The 17,099-nt window shown below is 58.3% G+C and carries 14 protein-coding genes; 2 read left to right on the top strand and 12 right to left on the bottom strand.

Annotation, left to right across the window (positions count from 1 at the left end; all coding sequences use genetic code 11):
* Positions 1-16: 16 nt before the first annotated feature.
* From A3AI_RS0134685 to A3AI_RS48985, 12 genes are all read right to left on the bottom strand, one after another.
* The gene (locus tag A3AI_RS0134685; protein ID WP_024519949.1) at positions 17-853 is read right to left on the bottom strand and encodes an SDR family NAD(P)-dependent oxidoreductase; all 837 of its coding nucleotides are present in this window, start codon (positions 851-853) and stop codon (positions 17-19) included.
* Positions 854-1,617: 764 nt separating this feature from the next.
* Positions 1,618-2,916 (bottom strand): nodulation protein NoeE, encoded by a 1,299-nt coding sequence (gene noeE / locus A3AI_RS0134675; protein ID WP_156928075.1) that lies wholly within the window; start codon positions 2,914-2,916, stop codon positions 1,618-1,620.
* Positions 2,917-3,057: 141 nt separating this feature from the next.
* The gene (locus tag A3AI_RS0134670) at positions 3,058-4,026 is read right to left on the bottom strand and encodes a nodulation protein NodZ (protein WP_024519947.1); all 969 of its coding nucleotides are present in this window, start codon (positions 4,024-4,026) and stop codon (positions 3,058-3,060) included.
* Positions 4,027-4,164: 138 nt separating this feature from the next.
* Positions 4,165-6,192, bottom strand: coding sequence for a carbamoyltransferase family protein (locus tag A3AI_RS0134665; protein ID WP_024519946.1), 2,028 nt, complete (start codon positions 6,190-6,192; stop codon positions 4,165-4,167).
* A 452-nt stretch (positions 6,193-6,644) separates the two neighbouring features.
* Positions 6,645-7,433, bottom strand: coding sequence for an ABC transporter permease (locus tag A3AI_RS0134660; RefSeq protein WP_024519945.1), 789 nt, complete (start codon positions 7,431-7,433; stop codon positions 6,645-6,647).
* Positions 7,430-8,344, bottom strand: coding sequence for a nodulation factor ABC transporter ATP-binding protein NodI (gene nodI / locus A3AI_RS0134655; RefSeq protein ID WP_024519944.1), 915 nt, complete (start codon positions 8,342-8,344; stop codon positions 7,430-7,432). Before nodI ends, A3AI_RS0134660 begins: the two co-directional genes overlap by 4 nt.
* 8 nt (positions 8,345-8,352) lie before the next feature.
* On the bottom strand, positions 8,353-10,062 hold the full coding sequence (gene nodU, locus A3AI_RS0134650) for a nodulation protein NodU (RefSeq protein WP_024519943.1): 1,710 nt from the start codon (positions 10,060-10,062) through the stop codon (positions 8,353-8,355).
* A gap of 40 nt (positions 10,063-10,102) precedes the next feature.
* Complete coding sequence (gene nodS / locus A3AI_RS44050) at positions 10,103-10,666, bottom strand: nodulation methyltransferase NodS (RefSeq protein WP_051382622.1); 564 nt, start codon at positions 10,664-10,666, stop codon at positions 10,103-10,105.
* Between the two features lie 70 nt (positions 10,667-10,736).
* Positions 10,737-12,089, bottom strand: coding sequence for a chitooligosaccharide synthase NodC (gene nodC / locus A3AI_RS0134640; protein ID WP_024519942.1), 1,353 nt, complete (start codon positions 12,087-12,089; stop codon positions 10,737-10,739).
* A 16-nt stretch (positions 12,090-12,105) separates the two neighbouring features.
* On the bottom strand, positions 12,106-12,765 hold the full coding sequence (nodB, locus tag A3AI_RS0134635; protein ID WP_024519941.1) for a chitooligosaccharide deacetylase NodB: 660 nt from the start codon (positions 12,763-12,765) through the stop codon (positions 12,106-12,108).
* Complete coding sequence (locus A3AI_RS0134630) at positions 12,762-13,397, bottom strand: NodA family N-acyltransferase (protein WP_024519940.1); 636 nt, start codon at positions 13,395-13,397, stop codon at positions 12,762-12,764. Before A3AI_RS0134630 ends, nodB begins: the two co-directional genes overlap by 4 nt.
* A complete protein-coding gene (locus A3AI_RS48985; RefSeq protein WP_024519939.1) occupies positions 13,394-13,822 on the bottom strand; it encodes a response regulator in 429 nt (142 codons plus the stop codon). The genes A3AI_RS0134630 and A3AI_RS48985 overlap by 4 nt, the downstream gene beginning before the upstream one ends.
* A gap of 460 nt (positions 13,823-14,282) precedes the next feature.
* Between A3AI_RS48985 and A3AI_RS0134620 the strand changes: the two genes are divergently transcribed.
* Positions 14,283-15,227: a LysR family transcriptional regulator gene (locus A3AI_RS0134620; protein WP_024519938.1), complete on the top strand. Its 945-nt coding sequence runs from the start codon at positions 14,283-14,285 to the stop codon at positions 15,225-15,227.
* 738 nt (positions 15,228-15,965) lie between these two features.
* The gene (locus A3AI_RS0134615) at positions 15,966-16,883 is read left to right on the top strand and encodes a LysR family transcriptional regulator (protein ID WP_024519937.1); all 918 of its coding nucleotides are present in this window, start codon (positions 15,966-15,968) and stop codon (positions 16,881-16,883) included.
* Positions 16,884-17,099: the final 216 nt, after the last annotated feature.

Below are 17,099 nucleotides of genomic sequence, written 5' to 3'. Positions count from 1 at the left end.
CATCACGTGCAGCCCATCACAGGTGTTGGCCGCCATTGATGGGCACCTCCGTGCCCGTTACATAGCTTGCGGCATCGGAGCACAGGAAAAAAATTACCCTTGCGACCTCGTCGGGGGTGCCGACGCGGCGCAATGGAATTGTCGGTAAAAGTCGCGCTTCGGTGTCCGGCGACAAAATGTCCGTCTTGATTTCGCCGGGCGCAATCGCATTTACGCGAATGCCGTGGGGCGCATAGTCGTGCGCCATCTCGCGGGTGAGACACGCGAGCGCAGCTTTAGAGGTTGCATAGGCGCTTCCGGCGAACGGATGCACCCGCGAACCTGCGATTGAGGTCACATTGACAATCGATCCCGATGCAGCCTTTAGTTCATCGAACAGGCCTTGGGCGAGCAGGATCGGCGCAACCAGATTAAGATGGAACACCTTCATCCAGGTTTCGACTGATGTCGTCAATGACGTCAGCCGCGTGCCGGTTGGCGTCTTCGGTGAAACGCCGGCGTTGTTGATCAACGCGTGGACCGGCGTTCCGGCAAGGCGTTCCTTGATCTTGGTGAGAGCGTACGGCAGCATCCGATGGTCGCTGAGGTCGACCTGAACATGATCCGTTGCCCCCGCTTCCCATGGGCATCGCGCGCCATCGAACGGTTGGCGCGCACATGAGATGATGCGCCAACCTGCGTCCGAAAACAGTTTCGCAGTGGCATGACCTATGCCGCGGGACGCGCCGGTCAACACCAGCGTCTTGCATTCTGCCTGCTGCATTCCCGCTCTATCGGCATGAAAAGGACACGACGTGTCCGCGGCCGCCGGTTGACCCCGGACCTCATGTTCATTTCTCACATCGAGATCCAAACGCCCCTCCATTCTGCAGCCCTCCCCTGCGAGGGGCGGCTGCAGGATTCGGGCCATCGGGATGCAGAGAAACGTGAGCGCTTCGCGGCTCCATGTCGCGCTTGCAAGCAACTTTGGAGGGTTCCGCACATCAGGCGGTTTAATTCCGGACAATAGAGGCATCTAGCGCACATGACATCGGTGCTCCGGCTCACTTAAGCTGGTGAGCCTACGTCATGCCCTTTGGTCCGATCCTTGTCCAACGCGCTCTCTCGATGCTGCACCAGCTTGTCATCAATGCGATTTATGACGCCACGATGATCAACAAGCCAGATGGCTCCTGACGAGCCCCGGCAGTCGGGCGTCCCATTCGCTTCGTCGGATACTATGGGTTACGGATCCGAGTTTCTTGATCTCCCGCTCTCGGCTCTTGTCGGAAACAAAAGCCTCGCGCTACTGGTCCTGACCCGCTACTGCCCCTTGGAGGCGAAATCGGATGTGCTTTGCATCCACGTGGGGTTTTCATGCGAAGTGATCCACGAGTGGCACGGCAATCATGACCTGTCGTCCACGCGACGTGTTCCTCTTCACCCGGATGGCAGTGACACCGGGAGGCTGACGGGCTCGAGCTCCCAGGAGACCTTCCATTTAGCCAATGGCAACGTAGCCGCGGGCTGGACTGGATGTTCGGCTGGACCGAATATGACCCGCCCTCCCCTCGCGCTGCAGCCTCCTGTCAGTCTGGAAGTGCCGGCACCTCACTTGATTAGGTCGGCTGACCGGCGTCAACGCGGCTCGTTCGGGTCGCTCTTGGAGACCTCGAGCGCCCGCTCCAACTCCGCCACCATCGAATTCACCTGACGCAGCGTATCGTCGATGCTGGATTGGGCGATATGCTGCGGCTCGGTGACCCCAGAAGACATGCCGGGCGTGGACGACTTCGCTCCAGCTTGTTCGATGGCAGTGTTTGGCTCAGAGCCGATAGAAATGCCAAACGATGTTCCTCTTGTGCCGCCCAGTAGATCCCAGCTCGTTTGAAATAGACGGCGATAGTGTTCGGCTACTCCTCGGCCCCTATCGACGACGCCCGCCTTCTGCGCGTAGCCGAGTTCCTTTTCATAGCCGATCTCGATCAAAAGCTCGGCGCCGACCAGATCGGTCACGGCTTGCATCTCTTCGGGGCTAAGTACTGTCTTCCACGCATCAACCGAGCGGTCATCGATCGCCTTTCTCTCCAGGATCTTCCGATCACCGAAGTTACTGGATCGCAGGTAATCCATTTGCTCCATCGCCAGCGCGGTGAGCGCTCGATCGTAACCGAGCCCAGCGATCAGGCGTCCGATTACCTCATCGGGCCTTGTAACCAGGAGTTCGTACTGGACCGGCCGCGTGTACGGATGGCCACGCTGTGCGGCAAGCGCGGGCAGCCCAAGAACGAGATCGGCGATAGTAGACGCAATAGCGGGCGTAGGTTGGCCGCGGGCGATATCGGCGAGACAAGATCCGATGGCGGATGGGCAGCTTGCCGACTGGATCGGGATTCCCCACGTCGATTTCAGTGACGCGGCGATCGCGTAGGGATTACGCATCAGAAGGATCCGTGGCGCGCTTGGATAAACGCTTTCCAGGAACTCTAGCACCATCCAATAGCGCGGGGTTTTATCTATGAAGAGACGCTTGCCCGCAGTGGCCAAATAGCGAGCGTAAGCCGCGTCGGCAATGGCGCGGTAGACTGCAGGGCGCTCGATTCGGTCCAAAAACTCGGAGGTCGCGGTCCTAATCACTGGCTGTCCTGCCGGGTGACGGTGATCCACTGTTCCTAGTGCCTCCAGCGCCAGCAACAGCCATGGCTCAGGCGGAGCGAGAATATCCGGGTGCCGTTGCAGTAAATGCGCGAGCAGCGTCCTCCCGGAGCGGGGAAGGCCGAGAAGAAAACAAACAGCAGGAAACGGCCTTGGATCGTGTCTAATGATGCTAACTCCGATGTCCCAACGCTCGACTGACAGGGTGAAACTCGTCATCCGATTGAGTGTGCCAAGCACGCTCGCCAAAACAGGCAAGTGACCGCTGCACAGCAGCGCCACACGCTCCGCGGCCCATCACGATCATCCCGCCGCAGTCGGGCGACGGCTCCGAATTTGCAGATCGGAGGCGCGCATCAACAACACCAACACAGTGCGGGCGGATCGACGAGAATGAAGCGCTCGGCAGCAACTGCCACGATGTCATGCCAAGACATCCGTGATCGGTTGTTCTTTCAGAATCAAACGAGTCGGATCGTTCAAATCGAACTCAATCACGCGAGGCACGAACAGGCTGGCATATCGCGTGAAGGCGCTCGTTGGCGGAAAGCGAACCACCGTGTCGCACCGACCAAGAAGATACATCTCGATAAGGGCGGAGGAGCCGCCGTCCACGCCTAGTGCAGCACTATGCAAAGGCCCGGTTTGATGCGCCTGGAAGCTCTTTAGGACAGTGAAGACGCTGGGGAATGCATCCGATATTTGCGCCAGAACCTGGGCGCTATCGGTGCACAAGAACACCTTGACGGGCTTTGAGTGCGGTAGCGTTTTGGCCTTGTCAACGGCGGCACATATTTGTCGAAAGGCGAGTTCCGGATCGGCCCAGTACGGCGCATGCGCCATAATGTCTTCGCCATTGCCGTGCCGGACATGGACCCCAATTACACTATGATCTCTAAAGTGCTCCCGATAGATCGCCTCGATACGCAATTGAATTTCGGATCTCAGCTTGATGCTCCGAAAGATCTGCCGCTCAGCCTCCTGATCACAGCGCCACATCAGACAAGCATCACACACCACCGTGTTGGCGTCGCTGTCTTCTTGCGATTCCAAAAGCTCGCTTAGTTCGTCACGTTCTCGAAAGATCTGTTCGTCCGGTCGGTAAAGGCATTCGATTGGTGACTTATTCCACCATAGCGGAAAGAAAGGACCCGGAAATGAGAACTGATTGATTTGATTATCGCATACGACCGGCACGCCGGCTATGTCTTGAATTGGTTCAAAAAACACCGCAAATGCGTTCGTGAACGGCTGGTCGAGATAACAAGAGCCCCGCCAATCGATGGCAAGCGTGCGCCTGGTCCGCTGCGCATAGCGCCAGGCCGCCGCCAGTGACCAAAGGCAATCACCGAAGCCTGTGCGCCGTCTGGAAACCACGAACCGATCGTTCATCCATTCACCAAGCATGCTCGTCTTGCCATCCGCGCCAGCGTAGCTGCATCTTTCGCCAAGCCGACGACCAAGCCACTCCAGCTTTCTGCAATATGGACATGGTCGGCCTCACGATGGCTCCTGACATTTTTTGTGCAATTAAGCGTCAATATCGCACGCACGAGCAGCCTGTGAGGGACGCAGTCGAACGCGGCGCTGCTCCCACAATCCGCGCAGTTCTTTGAGGAGAGATTCACGTCGAGGCCGATCGAACTCGGTTGTGTCGAGGAGGTCCTGAACCACGGCCTCACCCTCGATCAGCATCAGCAGATCAAACAAGTCATTTGAAATGCGGACAGTATCACGACTCGACAGGGTCGTGCGGACCTCGCAAATTGTCTCCTGCCGGTCTGTTGCTGTGTAAGCGCGGATCCGATAAAGGCGTACATAAGCCGGCAGGGAAACCGCCAGGCCGCCCCAATCTTCTGGTTTTGTAGACCGCTTTTTGACCAGGAATGGTCCAACCACAAGACCGTCCAACTCCGTCGTCAGAAACGTTGCAATTGCGTCTGCAACCGAATCTACAATCGGTTCCGCATTGTTGTTGAAGGAGGTGTTGAGCAAAACTGGAATGCCGGTCCGCTTCTTGAAGGCGTTTATAACGTCCCAATAGGCGGAATTGGTCTTTCGGGATACTGTCTGCAGTCGCGCAGTGCCGTCGACGTGCGTGATGGCGCCAAGCAAGGCCCGCTTGGGCTCGTGCACGCGAACAACAAAGTTCATAAAGGGAAATTCGCGCAAGCCTCCCGGCAGATCGAAGAATTCGGGCGCATCCTCTTCCAGCACTGAGGGCGCAAAGGGCCGATAGCCTTCCCGCTTTTTGACCATTGCGTTGATCCGATCCTTGTTTGCGGCAGGCCGGGGGTCGGCAAGAATACTGCGGTTGCCCAGCGCCCGTGGTCCGAACTCCGAACGGCCTTGGACCCAGCCGATCACCGCACCATTAGCCATCCAATCTGCTGCACTGTCGGCGACGTCATCACTGCGCTCAATTTCGAGGTAGCCGTTCCACGCCTTCAGCTCCTCCTCAATCGCACGCTCGGTTCCAAGATCAGGCCCCCAATAAACCTCTCCTAGCCGCTCCTGTGGCGCCGGTTGACCCAGCTCCTGAGACATCATCAATGCAGCGCCCAATGCGCATCCAGCGTCATGGGCTGCGGGTTGCACGAAGATGTCTTCGAATAGCCCGGAATACAGCAGCTTTCCATTCAGGGTACAGTTGTGTGCTACGCCTCCGGCGAGGCACAGACGTTTCATGCCCGTCGCCTCGCGATGATGGCGGATAATGTGAAAAACAATCCGCTCCAGGGCTTCCTGCAGGGAGGCACTTATGTCTCGGTGCTGCTGGGTGAATGGCATTCCCTTCCGCCGGACCTCAATGTTGCGGAGCAGCGCCCGACCGATGCGGTCTAGATAGACGCGGTAGCCACCGTGGGCGGAGAGTTCATAGAACTGCTCGAAGAGCTTGCGATAGGGTCCGGGGTCCCCGTAAGGCGCAAGTCCCATGACTTTGTATTCGTCGAAGAGCCCATAGCCGAGATATCGGATCGTCTCCAGATAAAACAGACCAAGAGAATTATCCTCCGGGAAGGCCTGAAGCTGCTTCACTTCTGTTCCAGACCCCACCGCGAGGAGACCGGAGAGGAAATCGCCTCCGCCATCAATCGCAAAAATCAAGCTCTGATCGAATCCCGACATCGCAAACGCACTTACCGCGTGCGTTTCATGGTGGCTCACGAACGAGACCCGCGACGGATCCACCTCGGTACCAAACTCCTGCGCGAGCAACGTTCGCAGCAACAGTTTGGCATCCAAGGGAATAGAGATACCCGGCTGGGAAATGACCAGGCGCTCGAGCATGGCGTTGCAATACGTCTCGGTAGCGTAGAACGCGATACGGTCGATGTCGCTCAGCTGAACTCCCGCCGTGGCGAGGCAATATCGAATCGACTCCCCGGGGAATTTGTTCGAGTGCTTGACCCGATTGAGCCGCTCCTCTTCAATCGCTGCAATCACCCGACCGTCACGGACGAGCACCGCGGCGCCATCGTGCATAAATGTGTTCTGCAGCTCGAGTGGATTATCATAAACCTTGTCCAGACCACCGCTCACACCCAGACACAGCATCTCGCTCTCCATTCCTTGTAAAGGAAGGCCCGATCGGCCCCGTTCAGACTCGCTCAATCCAACCGCTCTGCACCGTCGCGTGCCTTTGCGACCTCCCGTCGGCTACCATCGTCCTGAGAGACCTCTGGCATAAAGTCCGCGCCGCCCAAGGACATAAAATCAGTCGATCCGAGCACCGGCGCTCCATAGTGACGATAAATTGACCGGCTTCGATGGGCAGTGGTAGCGCTGCAACTTAAGCGGCCAGCCACCAACCCAGAACTCGGTGCGTCTACAATTGCACTTGCCACCGAACCGTTGACGATGGACAACAACCGCCGCTCGCACATGGACTTCACCGTGCGCAGAAGGTGACGTAGATAGAGCTTTCGAGCGCTGTGCCATCTCTGTGTTCTGCGGACCCGTTTACGCTCCTGCATCGTGCGGCTCCCTTCCTTTCGCGCAACTTTGCACTATCTCATGAGGCGTCGAAGAAGCAGCGCTGCCGAAAAGAAGAACGGCACGACTGCGTAAATGCAAAGTGCGCCGATGTGCACAGCCAGACTGGCCATGGGATCGCCAAGCATTGCTGGTCGAATGAGACCGACGGCATGGGCAAGCGGCAAGAAGCGCGATACGGACTGGAATGCGTCAGGCAGTCGATTAACTGGAAAGACCGCGCCCGACAGAAACACCATAGGTGTAAGCACCAGCGTCTGGTAGAACACCAGATAGTCGTAACTCGGCGCCAGCGCGGTGACGACCATTGCCAGGCTTGCGAACGCCAGACCCGTGAGGGCGATTGCCGGTAGCGCATAGAGCACAGAGGGCCATGTTGCGTAACCCAGCAGCCCGGCAACAATCGTAACCCCCGTTCCGGCCAGGAATGCCTTGCTGGCTGCCCACATCAACTCCCCAAGAATGATATCGCCGAGCGTGAGCTGGGTGCAAAGGATTGCTTCCCAGGTGCGTTGGGCTTGCATGCGAGCGAAGGTCGCATAGATTGTTTCGAAGGTCGCAGCCGTCATGGCGGCTGCCCCGGCCATGCCAGCTGCCAGAAACGCGATGTATGAAGTACCCTCGACGCGCCCCACCATTATGCCGAGCCCAAAACCGAGCCCGAACAAATTGGTCATAGGATCTGCAAGGTTGCCTAACAGCGACGCAACCGCGACTTTTCTCCATGCAAGATAGTTGCGACGCCATATCGCGATCCAGTTCCACGCATTGGCGGGCAAGGCGGCCAGGTAAGCTTCGCTCATTTGTTCATCTCGCGCCCTGTCAGCCGCAAAAAGACATCCTCAAGATTAGGGGGACGCTGGATGAGACGCAGGCCCGTGCGCCCCCGCAGCTCCACGCGTACCAGCTCCGGATCGGACGCATAGCAAAAGAGCGTCTCGCCGCTCACCTCGATGCGCTGCGCGTACGGGTTGACCAGTGCCTGCAATTCGTGGGGATTGCCGCCGTAGATCTCCATCACGTGACAACCGATAAGCTCGTCGACCAGGGCATGAGGACGGCCTTCGACAATCTTGCGGCCTTTCTCGAGTACGCAAAGCCTGTCGCACAGCCGCTCCGCCTCCTCCATGAAATGGGTCGTCAAAAGGATCGTTTTGCCGCGAGCGAGCAGCGCACGCAGACGTTCCCAAATCAGGTGGCGCGCGTGAGGGTCGAGACCGGTAGTCGGCTCGTCCATTATGAGCAGTTGCGGGTCATTGATGAGTGCCCGGGCAAGCGTCAGGCAACGCTTCATGCCGCCCGACAGTTCGGCGACGCGCGCATCCGCCTTGTGCTCTAAACGGGCGAATTCCAGCAACGATGGGGTCAGCGCTTCGACATCGCGTCTGCTCATGCCGAAGTAGCGGCCGAACACTCGTAAGTTCTCGCGCACCGTAAATTGAAGATCGAGATTATCGAACTGCGGCACCACCCCTATACGCGCGCGTGCCACGCGAGCGCGTGCAGGTACCGGCTGGCCGAGCACGGTTATCTTGCCAGCATCAGGTGATGCCATGCCGAGGATCATGCGCGTGACTGTGCTCTTGCCGGCTCCGTTCGGGCCAAGCAGGCCGAAGCACTCGCCGGGCGCTACGGCGAACGAGAGGCCGTCGACAACGATCTTTTTGCCATATGACTTGCTTACGCTGGCAAGGTCGATTGCTGCGTTTGACATGGTCGATCTTAGTTTGAAAGAGCCGGCTCGGCAGACGGCCGCGCAGTTGCGGATGCTTTGATCCACAGCAACCCGTCACACCATATATGTTCAACGCGTCCCCATTGGCATGCGGCTGCGACATCTGGAAAGAACCCGCGCCCGTAGCGGTTGGCGCTCGTATTGCAAAGCAGCGGTATGCCTGTCAGCTTTTCATATTCGACGAGAAGTTCGGCGACCTTGTGCTCGGAGGTCCTAGGAATGGTTTGCAATCGCGCCGATCCGTCGAGATGTACGACGGCGGGGATCTTGTTTCGCCATTCGGCTCGTGTCTGGTGATCGAAGAGCATGTAAGGGTCAGGCGTGCCGGGATCGAAAATGTCCGGCGCTCGCTCCTCGAGGCATATTGGCGCAACTGGCCGGAAGTAATCGCGGCCTTTGATGTGGTTGAGATGGTCCTTGGTTCCAGCCGAAGTCGCGGCTGCCAGTATGCTTCGCCCCCCCAATGCGCGTGGCCCAAGCTCGGCGCGGCCTTCAAGGAACAGCACGGGCTTGTTGGCTGCGATGATTTTTGCAAGCCCATCCATACCGCACGGCGAGACTTTCCAGCCGGACGGTATATCGCCATGTTGCATGGTGGGACCGCTGTAGACCGACCATTCTACCGGCACGAAGCCTCTGTGCGCGGCCAATGCTGAGCAAGCGGCGCCGATTGCGGAGCCGCTATTATTCGCGAAGGGGGGCACCCAGACAGTGTCGAACAGGCCACTGGCGCGTAGTGCGCTGTTCCATTTGATATTGAGACCGCATCCCCCGGCTATGCACAGATTGTGCTGCCCGGAAAGTGACGAATGGCGCTGCAAAGCACTGGTCATTTCCTGAACGAGCAGACGTTCGACAAAAAAATGGAACGATGTAATTACATCTTCGGCTCGCTTGGCCTTCAAACGGATTGCGCTGGCGTCGAAGAAGTCGTGCATGGCCTGAAGCGAACACGTGGCGTTGTTGCTCTCCGCGCGGTATCGATGAGCGCCCTCCGATTCGCCCGCAAAGCGCTCCTCATAGAGCTCATGAAAGACCGCGACGATGCTTTCATCTACAAAGCCGAGAGCGACGTAAGCCATCAGCTTACCCGCGATCCCCAGGTCCCAGTTTGTCCGGTTGATCTGTCTATATGGGCCGAAGTGATGGCCAGCGGCGGCATAGGCATGGCCTATCAGCGGGAACAGGGTTTGAATGAACCGGCCACCCCGGGGGTGTACGTAGTACAGGCGTGGGAAGATGCAGCTGTCCCATACCAGGCAGAAGGCAGGCTGCTCCGCCTTGGCGAACGGGCTGGTGCAGTAGGCGGCGGCCACATGACCCGTGACGTGGGGATAACTCTTGTATGGGAAGACCCGATCATCGAGAACGAGGCCGGAGCCGTCTCGAGAAGCCAGAAGGCGATCGGCATGCCTCTCAAGGTACGGGGCCCCCTTGAGACGGATGGGTGATGCCCCGCTCAGCACCTGGAATTGCGATTCGACTTCGCCGTCCCAGCCGTCGATGACAAACTCGTCGATATCCCGTGGGTCGAGACCGTGCTCGGTAAGTGCTTCCACAATGACATCAAGATTGTCGATGGTCTGATATCGTGGATTACTGTCTCGCTTCTCCTGCTCGATGCTGAAGATCAGGCGTCCGTCTTCCACCAACGCGGTTGCCCCGTCATGCGTCAGCTTGATTCCGCAGATGCGCATAGTGTCTCCAAAGTCGGGGCGCGATAGGTTGGATCGAAAATCAGATCGGCTTTCGAAAACAGGCGAGCAAGCAGTCCTCGTTGCTCAACTCACCCTGGCAGTGCACGCGTTCGACCTCGATCAATGAGGCTTCGTTCAGCATGGTGATGACCGTCTCCGCGCCAGCAGCGTGTCCCCATCTATGACACGTGGTATCGCGCGCTGATCCGAAAACGAGATATCCGCCCGGCGCAAGCATGCGAGTGAGGTTGCGGATGGCACCCCGCATCTGCTCTATGCTATCGAGGTAATAAAGGACCTCCGCGGCGATGATCAGATCGAATACCTCGACGGTCGAGAACTGCTGAACGTCCGAGACTATCCACTCGATGTGCCTCCACCTCTTCGCCCGCTGGCATGCTCGACCAATCGCGCGCGGTAAGACGTCGATCACGGTGAGCCGCTGGCAGTGGGGCGCCAGCTTTTCCGTGAACGCGCCCGCCGCGCACCCGACTTCCAGGGCGTTTGTGATGCTTTCTCTGGAAAGGGACAGGCGGAGCATTTGATGATGCCGCTCTCGCTCGAACGGATTGCCATCAAGCTGCCACGGATCGTCCGCGGCCATTTCCCGCTCCAGCAACTGATAATTGTTGTCGAGACCCACGATTCATCCCCCTAGGTACAACGTGTAAGAATCACTCGCCGCCGAGAACGCTGTCAGATGCCGCAAACTTCGAGGGGGCGCGCGGAAGGTCCGGGTTGCGAAATGAGCCGGTGCGCGGGCCGCCTGACACTTTTGACCCGCTTGTCGAGCTTTCGATGACGATGGGCCTTTCAGCGCCGTTTGGTACGCTTGCAGTGCTGCGCGAGAGCCAATCGCTATTGCTCAGCGTACACAAAGCGTAGGCTTTGACGGGAAGCAAAAGAAAAAGGTTGATGGGAGTGTGCAGAGAAAAGCCGAAAAACCGTAGCTGGCGAGCACGAAATGCGGCGACGCTACAGCGCACCATGGTCATCGAAGTGATCGTGAGGCCCGTGCACCACGGAACGGTACCTGTGAATGCGATCTGCGCCAGTCCGCTCAACAGAGAGAGCGCGAGCAATAGCGGACCGAGGTTCTGTCCGATCACGTCGAGCGTGAGATAGCGATCGAGCTCTGGCAGCAAGCGCAACCCTAGTAACGTGTCACGGAACGTGCTCCGCGCCCAGCGAAGTTGTTGCCGCAGATATGGTCCTAGTCTATCCGGAACCACTGTCGCTGCGATGGCGTCCGGAACATACTCGGTCCGAAATCCGGCCTTCAGCATGAGAATCGTGAGATGACGGTCCTCGCCGAAATCGCTTGGCTTTCCGCGAAAGAACTGTGTCTCGTACTGATCCAGGAGCATAACAAGCGCTGACCTGCGATACATCGCACAAGGGCCGCAGCAACACATAACCGCACCGAACCGAGCCTGAGCCGCCCGCTCCTCGTTGCAAGCCAACCAGTACTCCATGTCGATCAAGCGGGTCAGCCAAGTGTCGTCACGGTTGCTTGCCGTCAACTGCCCCATTGCCGCACCGATCTCTGCGTTCTGCATTTTCAGCGCGAGCTTTGTGACCACGTCAGGCGCAAGTATTGTGTCCGAGTCGACGTTGAGCACCAGATCGCCAAATGACTGGCGTATCGCCGCGATCTGCGCCTTGCGCTTGCCAGCATTCTTTCGCAGCAGAGTGAACTTGAACCGCGGGTCGTCGGCGTAGGCCTCGTGTACAGGCGTTACCGCGTCAACATTTCCGGAGCCATCGTCAACCACATAAACCCTTAGTTGTCCGGCATAGTGTTGGCTTGCGATGGACTCCAGGCACGCCAAGAGCGTAAGGGGATCCTCATTGAAGCAGGGAACGATGACGTCCACGCTAGGCGGCACGCCCTCGTGGCGCTGCGTCTCCGGTAGGATGTAGACGTCTCTCGACACCGCATAACGCGCCTGCTCAGTCTTATATACGGTCGAGAGCAGCGCATAAGATGACACCGCGAAAGTACTGGTTGTGGCAAACAGGTCCATGGGTGTGTCGGTCTGTTCAGTGAGATTGAGGAAGCGCACGGATGGCAAATCCGCGGGCGTGCAAAGCGGGGATCAGATGCGAGAGCGCCTTAACTGTCTGGTCACGCCGACCAGCGGGAGCGGCCAATCCCAACTCCTCGGGAGGACACCCATCGTGGAGAAGTATGACTGCGTCCGGTTGGGCGGCGGCCAACACCCCGTTAACGATTGCATCTACGCCGGGGCGATACCAGTCTCTCGGGTCGACCGACCAGTGTAGCGGCGCCAGGCCTGCGCTCGCTGACACAGTCAGCGCCTGCTCGGTCCACGCCCCATATGGTGCGCGCACGTGCCGCAAAGACGCCTGGGGGCAGATCATCTCAATGACTCTGCTTGCCGCCAGTATCTCATATTGAGTTTCGGCGGACTCGCATCTGGACAGGTCTGGATGAGTCATCGTGTGGTTTGCGACTTCATGACCTTCTCCGATCATGCGTCGGATTAGTCGTGGGTGACTTGCTGCGTAGGCGCCGATGACGCAGAACGTCGCTGGCACTCGATGTGCCGCCAGCACATCCAAGACATCGGGCGTGCAAAGTGGAGTGGGACCGTCATCGAACGTAAGATAGACGCTGGGACGCCCGGTGCAGTCAGCGCGGTCATTGCGGCTTGAGGATTGGGGCTCGATAGGCGTCACAGCTCTGGCCCATTCCGATCGATTAGTGCACCGCTGGGCCAATCGCTCATCAGCCGCGTGATTGGGAAGACCACGGCCAGCACGTCCTCGATACGAGTGGTGGGTAAGCCCGGATATACATCTGGCAAGGTTGACCGCACGCGAACTCCAGACAACACCGTTGCCAGGCCGTACCGGCCGAGCCTTTCAAAATGCTTCTGCAGCGCGGGCCTCACCCCACCGAATCCGAATGGAACGCCAAGCTTCTGCAGCACCGGGTGCAGCATGCGCATTGCACCGTGATAGGTCACTCCGAGTCCCTCAAGATCTCGACGTACCCCGTACAATCCGATTTCACCGACCAGCTGATCGACTTCGCCAACCCTGATGAAACGGCGCAGTAGGCCGGCATGACCGGCTATGCCGTGATCGTCGTAGGCGATGATACGCAGCTCTGGCCTCGCGCCTGCCCAACTTCGCCCGCCCTCGAATGGCTTTGCGTTGAATTCGCCCGTCGGCCCGTAGGTTTTTCGGAAGAACTCGGACAGCTCAAAGTGATCGGACAGTTGCAACTCGTTTTCCCAGCACAGCCTCCACCGCACCTGAGAGCGGATGGAGCCGCCTCCAGTCGAGCTTGACACAGCTATATTCATGGCTGGCTCCGGCGCACCGCCTGACGTCCGAGACTCGCTTTGACGCATGCGAGCAGTTCGTTATCGTTGAGTGGGTCTTTGTGGTAATGCGTGATGCAGCCTCGCAACGCCCGCGCCAGCAGGCGGTCGCGACCTCGATCCGCTAGCAGAATAGTCGGGATCCGCTTTCCAGCTGAGACCAGACGCTTGTACAGATCGCGCCCGGTCATTTCAGGGAGCTGAATGTCCGCGATCAAGCAGGACGTTCTAATAACGCAGCTCGATCTCAAGAACGCGTCTGCTCCATCGAATGGTTCTGCGACATAGCCGGCCGAAAAAATGACCCCTGTCAACTCTTCGCGCAACGCCTGGTCGGCATGCACGATGGAGACGACATCCAGTTCGTGCGCTCTTCGGATCAAATCTATCAGGGACTTTTCCGGCATCTTACACCCGGCTTCACTCACACTCTCACGCGAACCGGTCAGCCGCACGGAGGCCTTTGACGCCTGCGATCGACCCCGGATCGGCTGCGAAGGTAAGGGGCGCCCCAGCGCTCGCTCAATCGTACGGAGGTAAGCGCACGATATAACAAGGGTTGACACCACCATACGAGGGTATGTCGGTCGTAAGCGCCTACGCGACGGTGCGCACGCCTGCCGTGTCGCGGTGGGACGAGCCGCGACGGGCCCGCCGCTGAAGAACGCGAGCGACGTCGAGATGCACCTCGCGCGATACTTGGCGTACGACTGAGAGCTTATTTCAGAGCCAGAGCAACGATCGACGGCCATTCGGGTATGCCCCAGTTCAATGTTACTAAACTGACGTTTGCTACTCTCTTTTCGAGAAATTGGTAAAATCGATTGTTTGGATGGAACGCATCCAGCTCACGGATAAATCGGAACAATGCGCTTCAACGGCCTCGATCTTAACCTTCTCGTCGCGCTCGACGCTCTGATGACCGAGCGCAATCTCACGGCTGCGGCACGCAGCATCAACCTGAGCCAGCCAGCGATGAGCGCCGCAGTCGCCCGCATGCGCGCTTATTTTGAGGACGAACTGTTTACAATGAAGGGGCGCGAGCTTGTCCCGACGTCGCGCGCGGAAAGCCTTGCGGGCCCTATTCGCGAGGCACTGGTTCACATCCAGCTTTGCATTATATCACCAGATACGTTTGATCCGGCGCAATCGAATCGGCGGTTCAGGATAATCCTCTCCGACTTCATGACCGTCGTATTCTTAAAGAAGGTTGTGGACCGCATCGCGCTCGAAGCTCCCGCAGTGAGTTTCGAACTGTTACCACTCGCCGAGGACCCAAGTGAGCTTCTCCGGCGCGGCGATGTCGATTTTCTTATCCTACCTGAACTGTTTATGTCGAACGTTCATCCCAAGGCAGCACTATTCGAAGAAACACTTGTCTGTGTTGGCTGCCAGACGAACAAGCACATTTCCCGTCAACTGACATTCGAGAAATACATGTCGATGGGGCACGTTGCGGCCAGGTTCGGACGGACGCTAAGGCCCTCGATTGAAGAATGGTTTTTGCTAGAACACGGAGTTAAGCGGCGGATCGATGTCGCGGTGCAAGGCTTTAGCATGATCCCACCTATGCTCTTGGGCACCCGTCGTATTGCAACCATGCCATCAAGGCTCGCGCAGCATTTCTCGGCGACGATGCCGTTAAAGATTGTCGAACTTCCGCTGCCCCTTCCTAAATTTGCCGAAGCTGCTCAATGGCCTGCCGGTCACAATACGGATCCCGCAAGCATTTGGATGCGCCGGATCTTGCTCGAGGAAGCCTCACAAATGAGTGCTCCGTATGAACCCAATAAAACCCGCAGGAGGTGTTGATTTGCCTGAGAGGACCTCAGCCAAACACGGCCCATCGGTTCCACCAATCAGGGGCACTACCCTTTCTATGAAGCCGTAGCGGACCTTAGCGCATCATCTCGCGACGGCTGCCGCAAAATATCGCTGGCCGGGCGAGATGAGCAAGTTGAGTGGCGGGACCACACTTCGGCGTGAGGCTCATTTCCTGCCGAGGCGTCGCGAACCAGACAATTCATCTCGCCGATGCGCGGATTGGGATGAATTTCCACCGATCTAATAAAATGGCTTGAATCGCACGCTGCGTCAGGTTGTAGGCAGGCTCTGCAATTCGCGTACGACCATCGCGACACCACGCAGACATGGAGACAATCGACAAGAAACCGCATGCGCGGACCGCCAGCAACGCAACGAGCCGACTGCGAATGATCTTGAGGCTTCCCGTACTTGCTAGAGCGCGACGAATGCGTACTGAAGCGACGAGGCGCCCGATACTGCCGTCTCATGCTCCTGCGGGTCACCGAACACGCTCGTGACGAATGCGAGAGAACCGACCACAGCACAAGCAAGTCGTTGTTGAACCGTATCGAGCCTGACAGCCTCGGTCCGGAGGTTGGCGGTGACGGGGCAACGGCGCGGCAAAGGGAACCATTTTCCGTTCCATGCTTTGAGCGCTCCCGGCAAAGAGAGTGAAACCATCCGTCGGGATATTTGTCGTTGCTCAATGCATGCGACGCACAACCATCAGAGGGAGCACGACAGGTGCGATTTAAAGGACTTGACCTCAATCTCCTGGTCGCGCTCGACGCCCTGATGACAGAGCGCAATCTTACAGCAGCGGCGCGAAGCATTAACTTGACGCAGCCGGCCATGAGCGCCGCGGTCTCGCGGCTGCGCGCGTATTTTCGAGACGAACTATTTACGATGAGGGGCCGCGAACTCGTTCCGACGCCGCGCGCCGAAGGACTTGCGGCACCGATTCGCGAGGCCTTGGCGCACATCCAGCTCTCGATTATCTCCTGCAACATGTTCAAGCCGGCGGAATCGGATCGCCGCTTCAGGATCATCGTTTCGGATTTCATGACGGTGGTGTTTTTTCGAAACATCGTAGACCGGGTTGCGCGAGAGGCCCCCGCTGTCGGCTTCGAATTACTACCACTCGCCGACGAGCCCGATGAGCTTCTCAGGCGCGGCGAAGTTGATTTCCTGATTCTGCCGGAGTTGTTTATGTCAAGCGCGCATCCCAAAGCGGCATTGTTCGAAGAAACACTGGTGTGCGTGGGCTGCCGTTTGAACAAGAAAATGTCGGCCGATCTGACGTTCGAGCGATACACGTCCATGGGGCACGTTGCGGCGAGGTTTGGGCCGACGCAGAGGCCCTCCATCGAGGAATGGTGCTTGCACGAGCAGGGACTGAAACGGCGCATTGAGGTCGTGGTCCAGGGCACCAACATGATCCCGCCTATGCTATGCGGAACCGATCGGATTGCCACCATGCCAGCAAGGCTAGCCAAGCATTTCGCAAGGACGACGCCTTTGCGGATCGTCGAGCCGCCACTGACCCTTCCCGCTTTCACCGAGGCCGTCCAATGGCCCACCCTGCACAACGCAGACCCGGCAAGCATCTGGATGCGGCGGATCTTACTGGATGAGGCGTCTCGCATCGATTCCCGTCTGTGAGCTCGCGCTCCGACGATCCAAATTATGGTCAAGGTGCCCACCACCCAACGGCGCGACATTTTTGTAGCGATATCTGCCACGATGCAGTTCACAGCCTTTTCAGCTTGTAATGGCGCGCGATTATCCTGAGGCGACAACCGCGATAGCCGGCGGTGGAAATGGATCCGGCATGCAAAACACCGTCCATTCCGACATCCCTTCGCCGCCGCGCGACGT

The organism is Bradyrhizobium sp. Tv2a-2 (assembly GCF_000472425.1).
Classification (GTDB): Bacteria; Pseudomonadota; Alphaproteobacteria; order Rhizobiales; family Xanthobacteraceae; genus Bradyrhizobium.
Note: the sequence above shows the minus strand (reverse complement) of the source record. Positions and strands in the feature narration are given on the sequence as shown.

Excerpts from the sequence above, each read along its gene's own strand:
- nodI (WP_024519944.1), bottom strand. The coding sequence starts at position 8,344 with ATGTCAAACGCAGCAATCGACCTTGCCAGCGTAAGCAAGTCATATGGC.
- nodC (WP_024519942.1), bottom strand. The coding sequence starts at position 12,089 with ATGGACCTGTTTGCCACAACCAGTACTTTCGCGGTGTCATCTTATGCG.
- A3AI_RS0134670 (WP_024519947.1), bottom strand. The coding sequence starts at position 4,026 with ATGAACGATCGGTTCGTGGTTTCCAGACGGCGCACAGGCTTCGGTGAT.
- nodU (WP_024519943.1), bottom strand. The coding sequence starts at position 10,062 with ATGCGCATCTGCGGAATCAAGCTGACGCATGACGGGGCAACCGCGTTG.
- A3AI_RS0134620 (WP_024519938.1), top strand. The coding sequence starts at position 14,283 with ATGCGCTTCAACGGCCTCGATCTTAACCTTCTCGTCGCGCTCGACGCT.
- A3AI_RS48985 (WP_024519939.1), bottom strand. The coding sequence starts at position 13,822 with ATGCCGGAAAAGTCCCTGATAGATTTGATCCGAAGAGCGCACGAACTG.
- nodS (WP_051382622.1), bottom strand. The coding sequence starts at position 10,666 with ATGGCCGCGGACGATCCGTGGCAGCTTGATGGCAATCCGTTCGAGCGA.
- A3AI_RS0134665 (WP_024519946.1), bottom strand. The coding sequence starts at position 6,192 with ATGCTGTGTCTGGGTGTGAGCGGTGGTCTGGACAAGGTTTATGATAAT.
- A3AI_RS0134660 (WP_024519945.1), bottom strand. The coding sequence starts at position 7,433 with ATGAGCGAAGCTTACCTGGCCGCCTTGCCCGCCAATGCGTGGAACTGG.
- A3AI_RS0134630 (WP_024519940.1), bottom strand. The coding sequence starts at position 13,397 with ATGAATATAGCTGTGTCAAGCTCGACTGGAGGCGGCTCCATCCGCTCT.